Origin of the sequence: Rhizobium sp. CF080, from assembly GCF_000282095.2 — a bacterium.
Taxonomy (GTDB): domain Bacteria; phylum Pseudomonadota; class Alphaproteobacteria; order Rhizobiales; family Rhizobiaceae; genus Neorhizobium.
Genome location: NZ_AKKC02000014.1, coordinates 26,001 through 40,651 on the forward strand (window position 1 = coordinate 26,001; position 14,651 = coordinate 40,651).

At 61.7% G+C, this 14,651-nt stretch carries 11 protein-coding genes; 5 read left to right on the forward strand and 6 right to left on the reverse strand.

The genetic code is table 11. The features are described 5' to 3' along the window. The first annotated feature begins 26 nt into the window (after positions 1-26). From ettA to metF, 4 genes are all read left to right on the forward strand, one after another. The gene (gene ettA / locus PMI07_RS25900; RefSeq protein ID WP_007756637.1) at positions 27-1,676 is read left to right on the forward strand and encodes an energy-dependent translational throttle protein EttA; all 1,650 of its coding nucleotides are present in this window, start codon (positions 27-29) and stop codon (positions 1,674-1,676) included. 227 nt (positions 1,677-1,903) lie between these two features. Beyond that, positions 1,904-4,231 carry a methyl-accepting chemotaxis protein gene (locus PMI07_RS25905; RefSeq protein ID WP_007756630.1) on the forward strand — a complete coding sequence of 776 codons (2,328 nt, stop codon included), beginning with the start codon at positions 1,904-1,906 and terminating at the stop codon, positions 4,229-4,231. 153 nt (positions 4,232-4,384) lie between these two features. Continuing rightward, complete coding sequence (locus PMI07_RS25910; protein ID WP_007756626.1) at positions 4,385-5,383, forward strand: metalloregulator ArsR/SmtB family transcription factor; 999 nt, start codon at positions 4,385-4,387, stop codon at positions 5,381-5,383. Between the two features lie 13 nt (positions 5,384-5,396). Then, the gene (gene metF / locus PMI07_RS25915; protein ID WP_007756624.1) at positions 5,397-6,284 is read left to right on the forward strand and encodes a methylenetetrahydrofolate reductase [NAD(P)H]; all 888 of its coding nucleotides are present in this window, start codon (positions 5,397-5,399) and stop codon (positions 6,282-6,284) included. Between the two features lie 416 nt (positions 6,285-6,700). On the opposite strand, the gene PMI07_RS25920 is transcribed toward metF, so the two are convergent. The 5 genes from PMI07_RS25920 to PMI07_RS25940 all read right to left on the reverse strand — a co-directional run bounded on the left by PMI07_RS25920 (position 6,701) and on the right by PMI07_RS25940 (position 11,911). Further along, positions 6,701-7,630: a DMT family transporter gene (locus PMI07_RS25920; RefSeq protein WP_007756620.1), complete on the reverse strand. Its 930-nt coding sequence runs from the start codon at positions 7,628-7,630 to the stop codon at positions 6,701-6,703. Positions 7,631-7,719: 89 nt separating this feature from the next. Then, on the reverse strand, positions 7,720-8,922 hold the full coding sequence (locus tag PMI07_RS25925; RefSeq protein ID WP_007756618.1) for a lytic murein transglycosylase: 1,203 nt from the start codon (positions 8,920-8,922) through the stop codon (positions 7,720-7,722). Positions 8,923-9,063: 141 nt separating this feature from the next. Next, positions 9,064-9,849 carry a GH25 family lysozyme gene (locus tag PMI07_RS25930; protein WP_007756616.1) on the reverse strand — a complete coding sequence of 262 codons (786 nt, stop codon included), beginning with the start codon at positions 9,847-9,849 and terminating at the stop codon, positions 9,064-9,066. Positions 9,850-9,995: 146 nt separating this feature from the next. Further along, positions 9,996-10,652: a class I SAM-dependent methyltransferase gene (locus tag PMI07_RS25935; RefSeq protein WP_037088454.1), complete on the reverse strand. Its 657-nt coding sequence runs from the start codon at positions 10,650-10,652 to the stop codon at positions 9,996-9,998. A gap of 11 nt (positions 10,653-10,663) precedes the next feature. Then, complete coding sequence (locus PMI07_RS25940) at positions 10,664-11,911, reverse strand: DUF3419 family protein (RefSeq protein ID WP_007756612.1); 1,248 nt, start codon at positions 11,909-11,911, stop codon at positions 10,664-10,666. 164 nt (positions 11,912-12,075) lie between these two features. Here PMI07_RS25940 and PMI07_RS25945 point away from each other — a divergent pair, with 164 nt between their 5' ends. Then, entirely contained in the window at positions 12,076-13,428 is a 1,353-nt protein-coding gene (locus tag PMI07_RS25945; RefSeq protein ID WP_007756609.1) for a serine hydrolase, read from the forward strand. 41 nt (positions 13,429-13,469) lie between these two features. Here PMI07_RS25945 and PMI07_RS33820 read toward each other — a convergent pair whose 3' ends face one another. Further along, positions 13,470-14,585, reverse strand: coding sequence for a lytic transglycosylase domain-containing protein (locus PMI07_RS33820; protein ID WP_007756607.1), 1,116 nt, complete (start codon positions 14,583-14,585; stop codon positions 13,470-13,472). Positions 14,586-14,651: the final 66 nt, after the last annotated feature.

Sequence of the window (14,651 nt, forward strand, 5' to 3'; positions counted from 1 at the left end):
GAAATTCCCCCCGGAGCACTTTATCCATGGCACGTCAGTTCATCTATCACATGTCGGGGCTCAACAAGTCCTACGGCGCCAAGAAAATCCTTGAGAACGTCAATCTGTCTTTCTACCCGGATGCCAAGATCGGTATCCTCGGCCCCAACGGCGCCGGTAAGTCGACCGTGCTGCGCATCATCGCTGGCAAGGACAAGGAATATACCGGCGAAGCCTGGCTCGCAGAGGGCGCGACCGTCGGTTACCTGGAGCAGGAGCCGCATCTCGATGCGTCCAAGACCGTTTTCGAGAACGTCATGGAAGGCGTCGCCAAGAAGACGGCCGTCCTCGACCGTTACAATGAGCTGATGATGAACTATTCCGACGAGACCGCGGAAGAGGGCGCCAAGCTTCAGGACATCATCGACAGCCAGAACCTCTGGGATCTGGAAAGCCAGGTCGAGATGGCGATGGAAGCGCTGCGCTGCCCTCCGCGCGATTCGGAAGTCACCAGCCTGTCCGGTGGTGAACGTCGCCGCGTCGCTCTTTGCCGCCTTCTCCTGTCGCAGCCGGATCTGCTGCTGCTCGACGAACCGACCAACCATCTGGACGCCGAGACCATCGCCTGGCTCGAAAAGCATCTGCGCGACTATCCGGGCGCCGTGATGATGATCACCCACGATCGCTACTTCCTGGACAACGTCACGGGCTGGATCCTCGAGCTCGATCGCGGCCGCGGCATTCCTTACGAAGGCAACTACTCGGCCTACCTGCTCGCCAAGGCCAAGCGCATGCAGCAGGAAAACCGCGAAGAGGCAGGCCGCCAGAAGGCGATTTCCCGCGAACAGGAATGGATCGCTTCCAGCCCGAAGGCGCGTCAGGCCAAGTCCAAGGCGCGTATCAAGTCCTACGAACAGCTGGTGGAAGCCGCCGAGAAGCAGCGTCCCGGCGACGCGCAGATCATCATCCCGGTCAGCGAGCGTCTCGGCCAGGTGGTCATCGAGATGGAAGGCATCACCAAGGGCTTCGAAGGCCGCACGCTGATCAACGACCTGTCGATCAAGCTGCCACCGGGCGGCATCGTCGGCATTATCGGGCCGAACGGCGCCGGCAAGACGACGCTGTTCCGGATGATCACCGGCCAGGAACAGCCGGATGCCGGCTCGATCCGCGTCGGCGAGACCGTCCATCTCGGTTATGTCGACCAGAGCCGCGATGCACTTGATGGCAACAAGACCGTCTGGGAGGAAATCTCCGGCGGTGCTGAAATCATCAAGCTTGGCAAGTTCGACATGAACTCCCGTGCCTATTGCGGCGCCTTCAACTTCAAGGGCGGCGACCAGCAGCAGAAGGTCGGCAATCTTTCGGGCGGTCAGCGCAACCGCGTTCATCTCGCCAAGATGCTGAAGGCCGGCGGCAACGTTCTCCTTCTCGACGAACCGACCAACGACCTCGATACGGAAACGCTGGGTGCGCTCGAAAGCGCGCTGGAAAACTTCGCCGGCTGCGCCATCATCATCAGCCACGATCGCATGTTCCTCGACCGTCTTGCGACGCATATTCTCGCCTTCGAAGGCGATGGCCATGTGGAGTGGTTCGAAGGCAATTTCGAGGACTATGAACAGGACAAGGTCCGCCGCCTCGGCCCCGACGCCCTCAACCCGGGAAGCCAGGCCCACAAGCGTCTGACGCGTTAATATTTTTTAGCTTTATCTAAGTTAGAACCCCGGCTTTGCCGGGGTTTTGCATTCTGGGCGGGTTAATAAATGCTAAATCTAGCACCCCCAAATTTACTGGGATTTCTTATGTAGGCCAATCAAGACAATTGCAAAGTTTGCGGCGCAGTTTTCGCCCTCGGGGAGGGTCCATGATTTGCGGGCCTTATAAGCTGTCATGACGACGGGGCCATTTCGAGGGTTTGTCCATGCTGCGTCTCATCGAGCGCTTGCCTTTCCGTACGTCTCTGACGCTTCTCGCTTCCGTTCCGCTTCTGGCCGTCATTGCGCTTGGTGGAATTTCCAGTTGGGATGCCTATAACAAGTATCGCGAATTGGACCGCGCGGTGGCGCTGCAGTCGCTGGCACTTTCGGCCAGCGACCTGATGAGCCTTACGCCCGTCGAGAGCTCTGCTCCGCCCGCGCAGAGGCCGGAAGCCCGTGCTAAGGTCGATGCGGCTGAAAAGAGGCTCGTCAACCTGTTCAAGGAGGCCAAAGCGCTCGGTTATGACGATCGGAGCCTCCAGGAGCTTGTCGCTTCGCTGGAAGAGCGCTTCGCCCGGATGGGCGAATTTCGTGCCAAGATCGACGGCGGCGATACCAACCAGCTCCTGCCGGCCCAGTACGTTTCCCCGATCAGCGAGCGTTGCCTCGACATCATCGGCCGGGTGATCGGCCTGATCGAGGATCGCGGCCTCTCGCGCAGCCTTGAAGGCTTCTACGACCTCGTTCAAACCAACAACGGTTATGTCATCCTGAACCGGATGGGGCAGCAATATACGAAGAACGGCAAGCTGGAGGCAGAAGAAATCGGCCGCTATATTCAGGGTCGCCAGCAGATCAAGATTTTCGAAAAGCCGCTTCGCAGCTTTGCTTCCGCGAGCACGCTTTCGAAGTGGGATGCCTATTGGAAGTCCGCGGACGGCGAATCCATCACCAAGATGGTCAAGACATTCGACACCTTGAAGCCATACACACCCGCCGCCGGCGACTATGAAGGATGGACGAACACGATCGAGAAGCGCCGCGTATTCGGCGTCGGCCTGATCGATGAGGCCGCGGCGGAGGTCAAGCAGATTGGTGACGCCAAATCGGCAGAAGCAGCCTCCACTCTGCAGTTCTTGTTCCTCTCGCTGGGCGTCTTCCTCGTTGCCGTCGTCGCGCTCAGCGTATTGATCGCCCGCAGCCTGTCGGGCTCGATCCGCAAGATCGGCGATCGCATGGCAAGCCTTGCTTCGGGCAATACGCAGGATGCGATCCCCTATGCGGACCGCAAGGACGGCATCGGCGACATGGCGCGCTCGGTCGAGATTTTTCGCGAGGCCGCCATTCGCAACCATCAGCTCGAAGCCGAGGCCGAAAGCACGCGCCGCCGTTCGGAGGCCGAGCGTCTCGAACTGCAGCAGCAGACCGAGGCGGAAGCGGAAGCACGTCTCACGCAGGCGACAAGCGCCCTTGCCGCAAACCTGCGGCGGCTTGCCGCCGGCGACATGCTTTGCGAGGTCAACGAAGCGCTTGCACCGCAGTTCGAAGGACTGCGCCACGACTTCAACACCTCCGTGCGTCAGCTGCGCGATGCGCTTTTGAGCGTCGGCAACTCGGTCTCTACCGTCAACAGCGGCTCGAAGGAAATCTCCGACGCCTCGGACAACCTGTCCAAGCGCACGGAACAGCAGGCCGCATCGCTGGAGGAAACTGCGGCGGCCCTGGAAGAGATCACCGCCAACGTCGTTTCCACCTCGAAACGTACCGCCGAAGCCCGCGACGTCGTCCGCGACGCCCGCACCCGCGCGGACCAGTCGGGCCAGGTCGTCCGCAATGCGGTCGCCGCCATGGAGCGAATCGAAAAGTCGTCGCAGCAGATCGGCCAGATCATCGGCGTGATCGACGAAATCGCCTTCCAGACCAACCTTCTCGCCCTCAACGCGGGCGTCGAGGCGGCGCGTGCCGGTGAAGCCGGCAAGGGCTTTGCGGTCGTTGCACAGGAAGTCCGCGAACTCGCTCAGCGCTCGGCAAATGCGGCCAAAGAAATCAAGTCACTGATCTCCAACTCGGCGATTGCGGTTGGCGAAGGCGTCAAGCTCGTCAGCGAGACCGGCGACGGGCTCAGCGTCATCGAGCAACTGGTGCAGACCGTCAACGGCCATATGGATGCGATCGCCATCGCAGCCCAGGAGCAGTCGGTCGGCCTTGCGCAGGTGAACACGGCGGTCAACCACATGGACCAGTCGACCCAGCAGAATGCCGCGATGGTCGAAGAAATGAACGCAGCCGGCGCCGGCCTTGCTCAGGAAAGCGCAAAACTCAACGATCTGCTGTCGCATTTCGAATTCGGAAACGGCGGGGCAGGTCAGCTTCGTGATACCGCAGCCCGCATGCGCGCGCCTGCGGCGCCCGCTCCGGCAAGTCGTCCGGCTTTTGCGCCGGCCAGCCGTCCTGCCGCCGCCCAGCCAAGCCGCCCGGCGCCGTCGCGTGCCCCGGTTTCGCGTGGAAATGCCGCGGTCGCGCAGTCGTCCGACGAGTGGGAAGAATTCTGATCCCGTCCACCACGAACGAAACTTAAGAAGGCGGCTTCGGCCGCCTTCTGTTTTTTGGCCGCTCCTTATCGGATCAATCAGTTGCCGCTTGCATAGGTCCCTGAAATCATATAAACATATCTTTATATGTTGATTGCATGAGGATGCGGCTGAATGGGATTGTCGCTCGACACTCTGGTGGACGTACTGAAAACAGCCGGCGAGCCGACGCGCTTTCGCCTGCTTGCGCTTCTCGCTGCCGGGGACCTGACCGTCACCGACCTTACCGAAATCCTGGGACAATCGCAGCCACGCATTTCGCGGCATCTGAAGCTGCTTGCCGAGGAAGCGCTGATCGATCGCTATCAGGAAGGCGCCTGGGCTTATTTCCGGCTGAAGCAGGACGGCAAGGCGGCGGCGCTGGTGAGAACGCTGCTGGCCGCTTCGTCGGAGGACGATCCGGTCCTGCTCCGCGACAGCGAGCGGCTGACGATGGTCAAGCGCCTGCATGCCGAGCGGGCCCAGGCCTATTTCAGCCGCAACGCTTCCGAATGGGATGAGCTTCGTCGCCTGCATATCAGCGACGCTGCCGTCGAGTCGGCGCTGCTCAAGCTGATCGGCACGACGCCGGTCGATGCGCTTCTCGATCTCGGCACCGGCACCGGCTGGATCCTGCAGCTTCTGTCCAATCTCTACCGTCGTGCCGTCGGCATCGACGCGAGCCGCGACATGCTTTCGGTCGCCCGCTCCAACCTCGACAAGGCCGGCATCGTCAAGGCGTCGGTCCGCCATGGCGACATTCTCAACCTGCCGCTCGAAGGCCAGGATTTCGACCTGATCACTGTTCACCAGGTGCTGCACTTCCTCGACCAGCCGGAGCTGGCGATCGCCGAGGCAGCGCGTGTGCTGCGTCCGGGCGGCCGCCTGCTGATCGTCGATCTCGCGCCGCATACGCTCGAATATCTGCGCGAAGACCATGCCCATGTGCGTCTCGGCTTTTCCCATCAGGTGATGGCGGAATGGCTGGAGAAAGTGGGCCTCGAAGTCGAACAGGCGCTCGATCTCGGATCCGGCAAGGAAGGCGGACTGACGGCCACCGTCTGGCTTGCCCGCGACCGCCGCCTGCTGATCGCCGCCCATCATGAATCTGCCCAATCGCAAACCGTCCTTTAAGGGAGCTGAACCAATGACCGCCGATAGCGAAACTTTCAGCGTTTCCTTCGAATTCTTCCCGCCGAAGTCGGACGAGATGGAAGGGCAGCTGTGGAATACAGTCGATGAACTGGCGCTCTGGGATCCACGGTTCGTCTCGGTCACCTATGGGGCCGGTGGTTCGACCAAGGCACCGACGATCAACACGGTGCGCCGCCTGGTCGGCGAGACCTCGCTTGCGACCGCCGCACACCTGACCTGCGTCGATGCCACGCGCGAAGAAACCCATTCCGTCGTCGGCGATTACCGCGCCGCCGGCATCCGCCACATCGTTGCCCTGCGCGGTGATCCGGCGAGCGGCATCGGCACCGAGTATCGCCCGCATCCGCAGGGTTATGCCAATGCGGCAGATCTGGTGCGCGGCCTGACCGAGCTCGGCGGTTTCGACATTTCCGTCTCCGCCTATCCCGAAAAGCATCCGGAAAGTGCGGATCTTGCCGCAGACATCGAGATGCTGAAGCGCAAGGCGGATGCAGGTGCCGCCCGGGCGCTCACCCAGTTCTTCTTCGACAACGACGTCTTTGAACGTTACCTCGAAAAGGTCCGGGCCGCCGGCATCGCCATCCCGATCGTGCCGGGCATCATGCCGATCCAGAACCTCTCCCAGCTTAAGCGTTTCGCCGGCCGCTGCGGCTCCTCGGTTCCATCCTTCCTGGATGCCCGTTTCGAGGGATTGGACGACACGCCCGAGGATCGCGCCAATGTGGCTGCCGATATCGCCGCCGAACAGATCGAGGATCTTATACGCCGTGGCATTGACGACTTCCATATCTACACGATGAACCGGGCGCCGCTCGTATCCGCCGTCCTGCAGAAGCTTGGCCGCCGGCAGATCCGCACCCCGCGTACCGCTGCCGCCTGAGCGCGTTGAAAAAAACGCATGCTCCTACGAAAGGAGCATGCGTTTTCACCGGAAGTGCTGATTATCAAACGGTCGTGGATGCGATATTTGAACTGGTAGTGGAACTGGTGGCGCTCAAATGAAGAGCATGGATGCCACAAACACAAACGCTGCACCGACTACCAAGACATTGAGAGAGTATGTACGTCCCATGTCTGCCTCCTTGCGTTGACGGGGAGACTTTATGTCGGTTTTATGCCGGTTGGGAAGCGTCTTTCGATGCTGCAGTGCCGTCGGCCTGTTATCCTTACGTCGCCGGTAATATTATAAGATACTGATTTTTATATATAAACTAACCATTAATCTTAATTTATGCACGGTTAAAAAGCCGTGTACGGCTGTTAACTTCTGACATATTCCGTGATGGTTTCGCCTCGTTACGATGCTCTCGGTGCTGAATTGCTGCGCCTGCGAAGGAGCCTTCCGTCGAGCAGGACGAGGCCGAAGCCGATCAGCAGCATGCCGATCAGGTCGGTCGCCTCCAATCTTTCGCCGAGGAATAGCGCGCCGAGAAGAATGGCGCTCGGAGGTACGACGAGCGTGACCAGAGAGGCGTTGGTGGCACCCGCGAGCCCCAGAATCCGGAAAAAGAGGAGATAGGCAAAGGCGGTCGACAGCAGCGCGAGGGCGAGTATCGCGAGGATGGCGTTCAGGGATGGCGCCGGCAGGACCCAGGGCTGGTCGGCGATCAGCGACACGGGCAGCATCATCAGGCTGGAGGCGGTGAGCTGTCCAGTGGCGCTGACGGGTGCCGGCAGTCCGCGGAAGCGTTTGCCGTAGGTGCCGGCCACTCCGTAGGAGACGGCTGCCAAGACCGGCAGGATCAGCGCCCAGAACGGTACCGAGGCGGCCGCCGTGATGCCGGGGCCGATCAGCACGGCCGTGCCGGCCAGGCCCGCGAGGCAGCCGGCAATTTTCGCGCCCGTCAGCTTCTCGTCGGTCGTCCAGCGATTGGCGATCAGCACCGTCCAGATCGGTGTGGTCGCGTTGAGGATCGAGGCGAGGCCTGCGCCGATTTCGGTCTGGCCGAAGAAGATCAGCGTGTGGGGCAGGGCGTTGTTGATGAAGCCCATCACCAGGAACGACCGCCAATGGGTGCCAAGCGTCGCATAGAGCCCGAACCGGCCATGCAGATAGATGTGCAGCGCCGCTGCCGCCAGGAACAGGCGCAGGAAGACGAGCGTGAAGGGCGGCACTTCCAGGACCGCGATGCGCGCGAAGAAGAAGGATCCGCCCCAGATCAGCCCGAGCAGCAGGATCAGTGCCCAGACGATGGCGCCGGGCTTTGAAATGGTGGCGGTTGTCATCCGGTATCTCCCTCGCGGTCAAGGCGAGGGGATAGCTCTATGGTCCACGAGTCGCCACCCGATTTCGTTCGGGGGGCGACGATTGCTGTTCAGAGAGCGGAGAGCAGAGACAGGGTCGGCCAGCCGTCGGCCGGCAGGCCGAGACGTGCCTGTTCCTTCTGGACGGCCTGGCGGGTGCCCGATCCGAGAATGCCGTCGACCTTGCCGATATCATGGCCGAGCGCTTCGAGCTTGGTCTGCAGCGCCTTCATGCCGCCGTCGTCGAGACCCTGTTCCGGCGTGCCCTTCAGATAGGTCGGAGCGCCGGAAAGCCGGGTGGCGAAATAGGCGGCCGAGGTCGTGTAGATGAACGACTGGTTCCATTCCAGATAGATGTTGAAGTTCGGATAGGTCAGGAAGGTCGGTCCCTTGCGGCCCTGCGGCAGGATGAGGGCTGCCGGCAGGTTGCCGAAGCTGGTGACGCCATCGCGCGGGACAACGCCGAGCTTGAACCATTCGCTGGCCGGCATTTCGTTGCCGAGACCCGACTTGTCCCAGGGAAGATCTTCCGGCAGCGTCACTTCCTGGATCCAGGGCTGGCCGGGCTTGAAGCCCATGCTCTGGATGAATTTGGCGGCCGTCAGGATGGCATCCGGGGAACTGGTCTTGACGTTGATATGGCCATCTCCGTCACCGTCGACGCCATGCGCGATGATATCCTCGGGAAGCATCTGGACCTGGCCGATTTCGCCGGCCCATGCGCCGGTATTGGTCGACGGATTGAGGTCGCCGTGCTGAACCATCTCGATCAGGGCGATCAGCTGCGGGCGAAAGAGTTCGGGGCGGCGGCAGTCATGCGAAAGCGTTACCAGCGCGTTGCGGGTGTTGAAGTCGCCCTGGACGGCACCGAAATCGGTTTCCATCGCCCAGAATGCGGTGATGACGCCCGGTGCGACGCCGAATTCCTTCTCGGCGCGGGCGAAGACGTCCGCATACTGCTTGATCTTCTGGCGACCGATGTCGAGGCGCGCCTGGCTGACAGTGCGCTGCGAGAATTCCAGGAAGGTCTGGCGGAAGACGCCCTGGGCCCGGTCCCGGGACAAGACCTTCTGGTCGATCTGGGCGCCGGCGAGCGCCTCGTCTGCTGCGCTCGCTGAGGCGCCCTTTGAAATGGCTTCCGCCTTGACGCCGTTCAGGAAGGCGCCGAAATCGCCGCCACAGGCGGGAGCCGGCGTCTGGGCGAGTGCGGTGGAGGCGAGGCAACTGGTGATGACGGAGGCAATAGCCAGGCGGCGGGCAAAACGAGCGGACATTCGGCGTTCCTAGAATCTGAGTAAGCGCCGTCCGATGTCGGAAAAATTTGTGACCGAAACATGGGCGGCAGCCCTGTTGGCGCAGTTTTTATCGCAACTGCTCACACATTGCCAGACAACAGTTCGCCAGGTGAACGGGACTTACTTGCCGGCCGCCGCAAGCCAGTTATGCCAGTTCTTGGACGTGCCCGCAAAGACGTTGATATCCATTTCGCCCTTGATGCCCGGCACGATTCCGGTCGAGGTATACTGCCAGAAAGCCCAACGGCGATCCGGGTAGATCTTGGTCGGATGCTGCGCCACGGCGCGGAGCCAGAAATGGTAATTGCTGAAGGCGCCGACCAGATTGTCGCGGTGGAAGTCTACGGAGGTGTAGATGATCGGCCGCTTGCCGTAATAGGCCTCGAGGCGGTCCATGAAGCGCTGCATCGACGCGCGCACCGTCTCGGGGTCGGGACGGGTCTTGCAGGTCGGCGAGGACTGGTTCCATTCCATGTCGAGGACCGGCGGCAGCTTTACCGCATCCTTGGGCACATTGTTGATGAACCAGTCGGCCTGTTCGTCGGCTGTCGAGCAGAAATAATAGAAGTGATAGGGCGCGTAGGGGATGCCGGCCGATGCAGCACCTCGCCAGTTCAGCTCGAAGGTCGGATCGATGCGATCCTTGCCTTCCGTCGCCTTGATGAAGACGAAAGCGATGCCGGATCTTTTGACGGCGGGCCAGTCGATATCGGTGCCGTTCCACTTGGAGACGTCGATGCCATGGATCTCGTGCAGGCCCGGATGGTTCTTGCCGAAATCCTGCGGATCACTGTCCCTGAACCGCATCTTCTTGACCGATGAGGTTTCCATCAGGTCATAGCTTGAAGAGGTGCATCCCGTGGCAAGGAGCGCGGTCGCAAGGAGGGCCAGAAGGAGCCGAGGCATGAACATCCCGTGTGGTGTCGATGTGGAAGCCTCTTGCCCCGTTCGACGCGGAACAGGGAGGCGTGAACTCCATGTTCACCATAACGTCGTAAAAAATCAGTTAGGGCAAGGGGAATTCAAGCCTGAAACGCCAGGGCGCGCGGGATTTAGTTCCGGCGGCGGATGACGGCGTGCCACGCGTAACCGCCACCGATCTCCTCGAAGATCATGTCGGCATCGGCGGTGGCAAGCTTGCCTTCGAGCACTTCATGCAGGTTCGGCCGCGGCGTGACGTGGAAACGCATGAGCCACGCCTTCAAAATCCGTCCGAACCAGCCCGGCAGCCGTTCCTGCTGGCCGAAGTCGACGATATGCAGGGAACCGTGCGGCGCCAGAGCTGCCAGCGAGGCGTCGATCGCCTTTTCCCAATCGGGAATCATCGACAGCGCGTAGGATATCAGGATGCGATCGAAGCCGGTGGCGCCGAATTCCTCCGCCTTGAAATTCGTGGCGTCGGCAACGCGAAATTCCGGTGTGACCGGCTTGCCGCGGAAATTGGCCCGGGCGCTTTCCAGCATCTCGGCGGAGATATCGAGGCCATAGAGCTTTGCCGCAGGATAATGCCGATGGGCAAGCGCCAGGTTGCGGCCCGTGCCGCAGCCGACCTCGAGCAACGAGGCGTTCGGCGGGACATTCAATCCCGCAATCGCCCGGTCGCGGCCAAACAGGTAATATTTGCGGGTGATGTCGTAGATATGGCGCTGATACCGGTACATCCGGTCCATGCGTTCGGCGTGGCCATTCGACAGGGGGCTGCTCGCCATATCCGTCGCCATCAGGCTTTTTTCACATAGATGTGGAAACCGCCGTAGATCGCCGAGCGATCCTCGAGGTTGAGTTCGTTGGAGCGCTCTTCCAGATAGGACCACTGATCGAGCAGGGCCGGCGAGAGGCGACCGTCGAGCACGCTCTTTTCGGCGGCGGTGCGGAAGATCACGCGGGCGCCGGGGGCGGCCGTGCGGGTGATTTCCGACCAGACATCGTTGAGCTGCTCGTCGTTCATCCAATCCTGCGCATCAAGCAGGACGTAACGATCGACCGAACCCGCGGCCTTCTGGGCCAGAAGCTCGGTGAAGCTGGCATGATGGACCGTGACGCGCTCGGCATTGTCGCGGATGGCGCGGTAGTTCTCGGCCTTCAGGTAGGTCGGCAGGGTGCCTTCCTCCGGCTTCGGATAACGGCGCGCGAAAGCCTGCCAAGCGAAATAGTTGTCGCGCAGCGGGAAGTGACAGGCGAGCTTTTCGAGCCGCTGGCGCAGGACCGGGGCGATCGAGCCGTCGGAGGCGAGGCTCGCGAGCTCGTCATATTGCTGCGGCGGGATGCCGAGGCCGAACAGCGAGCTCTTGCGGCTGGTGATCCAGCGGATCAGCGGCTTGTCGAACAGCGGAGCGATGCTGCCGTCGAAGAACTGGCGCTGTTCGCGTAACGACTTGGCATTGGCCATTTCGGTCAGATCGATACCGTGCAGGCGGGCGATCAGGTGGCCGGCGCCGATGAAACGGCCGAGCAGGCCGGTCTTGTAGATGTTGCGATCGAACACTTCGATCCGGCGGCGGCCGGCGAGCGAACGTTTCTCCCAGTAGGCGCGGGTCGCGGCATCCAGGTTCGAGGCGATGAGAGTGTCGAAACTCTTGCTGTTGGTGCGGATGCCGTCCATGCCGAAATGGCGCACGACATCGCCATGCCCCGGCAGGTGGCGGAAAGCGGCGAGTTTCAGGCGGTTCAGCGCGACGTGATGCGGGTTCAAGTCGACGACGTCGATCTTCTTCGGCGAGCGCGAGAGATAGGCCAGCATGTTGCAGCCGCCGGAGCCGATGGTGACGATCGAATGCTGGTCGGAAAGCTCCATGGCGATCATGTCGACTTCCGGGTCTTCCCAGATCTGCGGATAGACGAGACCGGAGAACAGCAGGCCGAAAAGCCTTTCTGAAAAACCCTGCCGAGACAGTGCTTTATGCTGCAGAAGCGCGTCTTTCAGCTTCTGGTTTTTCCGAAAACCGGCTTCCTGTGCAATATCCGCCATGGTCGAGTCCCGCCTTGTCCAGAGTTTCAGCGCGTGTAAACCCGTCATGCTACAGATTGATGACGCCGCCTGTGTCCAGTCCCGCAATAGGCTCCAGGCGGCCGATCGCCCCTTCCTTGTCTTTAAGAATCCTGATTGCATGCGGCCTTGAAATGGAGGCAGGCATGCGGTTTTTGGTCCGGTTCGTGAAAATCCTTATCAGCGTCATCGTCGTCGGCCTGATCGGGCTTGGGATCTGGCTCTATATGTCGCCTCCGGAACTGCTGAGGGTGGGCAGCGGTTATGCCGCCAAGATCGTCTGTTCGAACGTGTTCCTTGCCGGCCGCGACAGCGGCGAGGTTCTGGCGGTCGATGTCCAGGCTCCCGGCCATCCGCTCCTGAGATTGATGCAGGTCTCCGTCGATCGAACGGAAAAGCGGGTTCATGCAGCACTGCTCGGCATTTTCGCCGGCAATGATGCTGTGTATCGCGAAGGGCTCGGCTGCGCCGTCACGCCAGACGGGGCGGTGGCGGTCGCTGTCGGCGTTCCGGTACCTCCCGTAACGTCAGCGGATCAATCCGTGCTTTGGCCGGAAGGTGGAAAAACCGAATCAGACCCGGCGGTTGCGCGGCTTCTTTCAGATGCGGGTCTTGCCGGTCCGGGCATGCGGGCGGTTGTGGTGACCAAGCGGGGGCGGATCATTGGCGAGACCTATTCGGCCGGTTTTTCGAAGGACATGCCGCTGATCGGCTGGTCGATGACCAAGACCGTGAACGCCGCGATCATCGGCACTCTGGTCCGCGATGGAAAGCTTTCACTGGAAGACAAAAATCTGTTTCCGCAATGGCAAGGCAATCAGCGCGGCGATATCCGGATTGCAGATCTCGCCGCCATGGAGAGCGGGCTTGCCTTCAACGAGAACTACGGCGCGGTCGCCGATGTGACGCGCATGCTCTATCTCGAGCCGGATATGGCGAATTTCGCGGCCGACCAGCCGCTCGAGGCCGATCCCGGCTCGCGGTTCAGCTATTCCTCCGGCACGGCCGTGATGCTCTCGAAAATCTGGATGGACAAGATCGGCGACAGGGCCGCGGTGCTCTCCTATCCCCGTGCCGCCCTGTTCGGTCCGCTCGGCATGACGAGCGCCGTCATGGAGGCCGATGCGGCCGGTACGTTCGTCGGCAGCTCGTATATGTATGCGACTGCGCGCGACTGGGCCCGGATAGGGTTCCTGCTTGCCCGTGACGGCGTCTGGAACGGCAACCGGATCCTTCCTGAAGGCTTCGTCGCCCGGATGCACCAGGCCAACGCAACGTCGAACGGGCGGTATTCGAAGATGCAGACCTGGCTGCCCGGCAAGGACGATCCGGGCATGCCGGCGGACGCCTTTTTCCTCCAGGGGCATGACGGGCAGACCATCACGGTCATCCCGTCCCTCGATCTCGTGGTGGTGAGGCTCGGATTGACGCCGAGCTGGAACCGCTACGATCCGAAGCGGCTGGTCGCCGAGGTCGTGAAAGCGACAACGGCGCCTTGAGGCGCCGCTGAACATTTTCCACCCAGGCATTTTCAGGCGGGCTACTTTTCCAGGACGTCCAGCATGTTCTTGCGTTTCGCGTCATAATAATAGCCGCGCGCATAGAGCTTGATGGCATTGTCGTTTCTGTTCTCGGCGACAAGCCAGGCGCCGCGCAGATATTTGATCGCGTATTTGAGGTTGGTCTCGGCGTCGAGCAGGCCGGCCGGCGGGCCTTCGTAGCCCATCGACTTGGCGGTCGAATACTTGATCTGCATGAGGCCCCAATAGCCGTTCTTGTGATAAGCCTTGGGATCGTATTTGCTTTCCCGATGCACGACGCGGTGCACCAGCGATTCCGGCACGCCATACATGCCGGCATAACGCTTGATGAGCTTGCTCAATTCCGGCGGCGCATCGGACGCCGTGGTCGGCATCGGCTCGCCGGGAGCGGGCGGGAATTCCATGGCGGACAACGCGGCAATCGCTCTCGGCTGCGATGCATAGGCAAGCGTCGCCGTGTCCGGGCGCGGGGTAGGGATGACGGTCTGCAGTGCGACCATGTCCGGCGTGAGTTCCGGTTCGTCCAGCGCGATCGCCGAGGCTGCGGCCGGCTGGATCCGGCCTTCGGTAACAGCCGGCGCGACTGGTGGCGACACGAGGCGGCCGCCTTTCGGCATCGCAAGGCTCGCCGGCTGGGTGGAAGCGAGGATCGTCGACGTGGTCGGAGCAACAGGCGGCGGCATCATCGCCGGGCCGGGTGTCGGGGCGAAAGCGACGAGCGGCGCCATGGTGGGCGATGCCATTGCAGCCGACTGAACGGAGATCGCATCGGCAGCGGCCGGCATCGGAATGGGAAGTCTGGTGGTCTTGGTGAGCGCCACGGTCGGCTGCGTGCCGGCTGTCTGGGCGGTCGAGGCAAGCTGAACGCCCGGAGGGGTCATCTGGCCGGGGACCTGCACCGGTCCGTATACGGGCAGGTCGGCTTTATACTGGGTCGTCGTCTGGCCGTCGGCGGAGACCGTCTGGACGGGTCCGGTCGCCTGGCCGTTGATCGGGGCAACCGACTGTGTCGCTGCGAGCTTTTGCTCGCGTTCGACGCTCGAACATCCGGCGAGAACCGAAGAAACGGCGCACGCTACAGCCGTGCCGCGGCCGAGGATTCGGATTATCGCCATTGGGTCGCTTTCATGAAAAAATGGTTACCCCAGTCCGCCCAAACGCCACCAAAAGAGTGTTTTCAT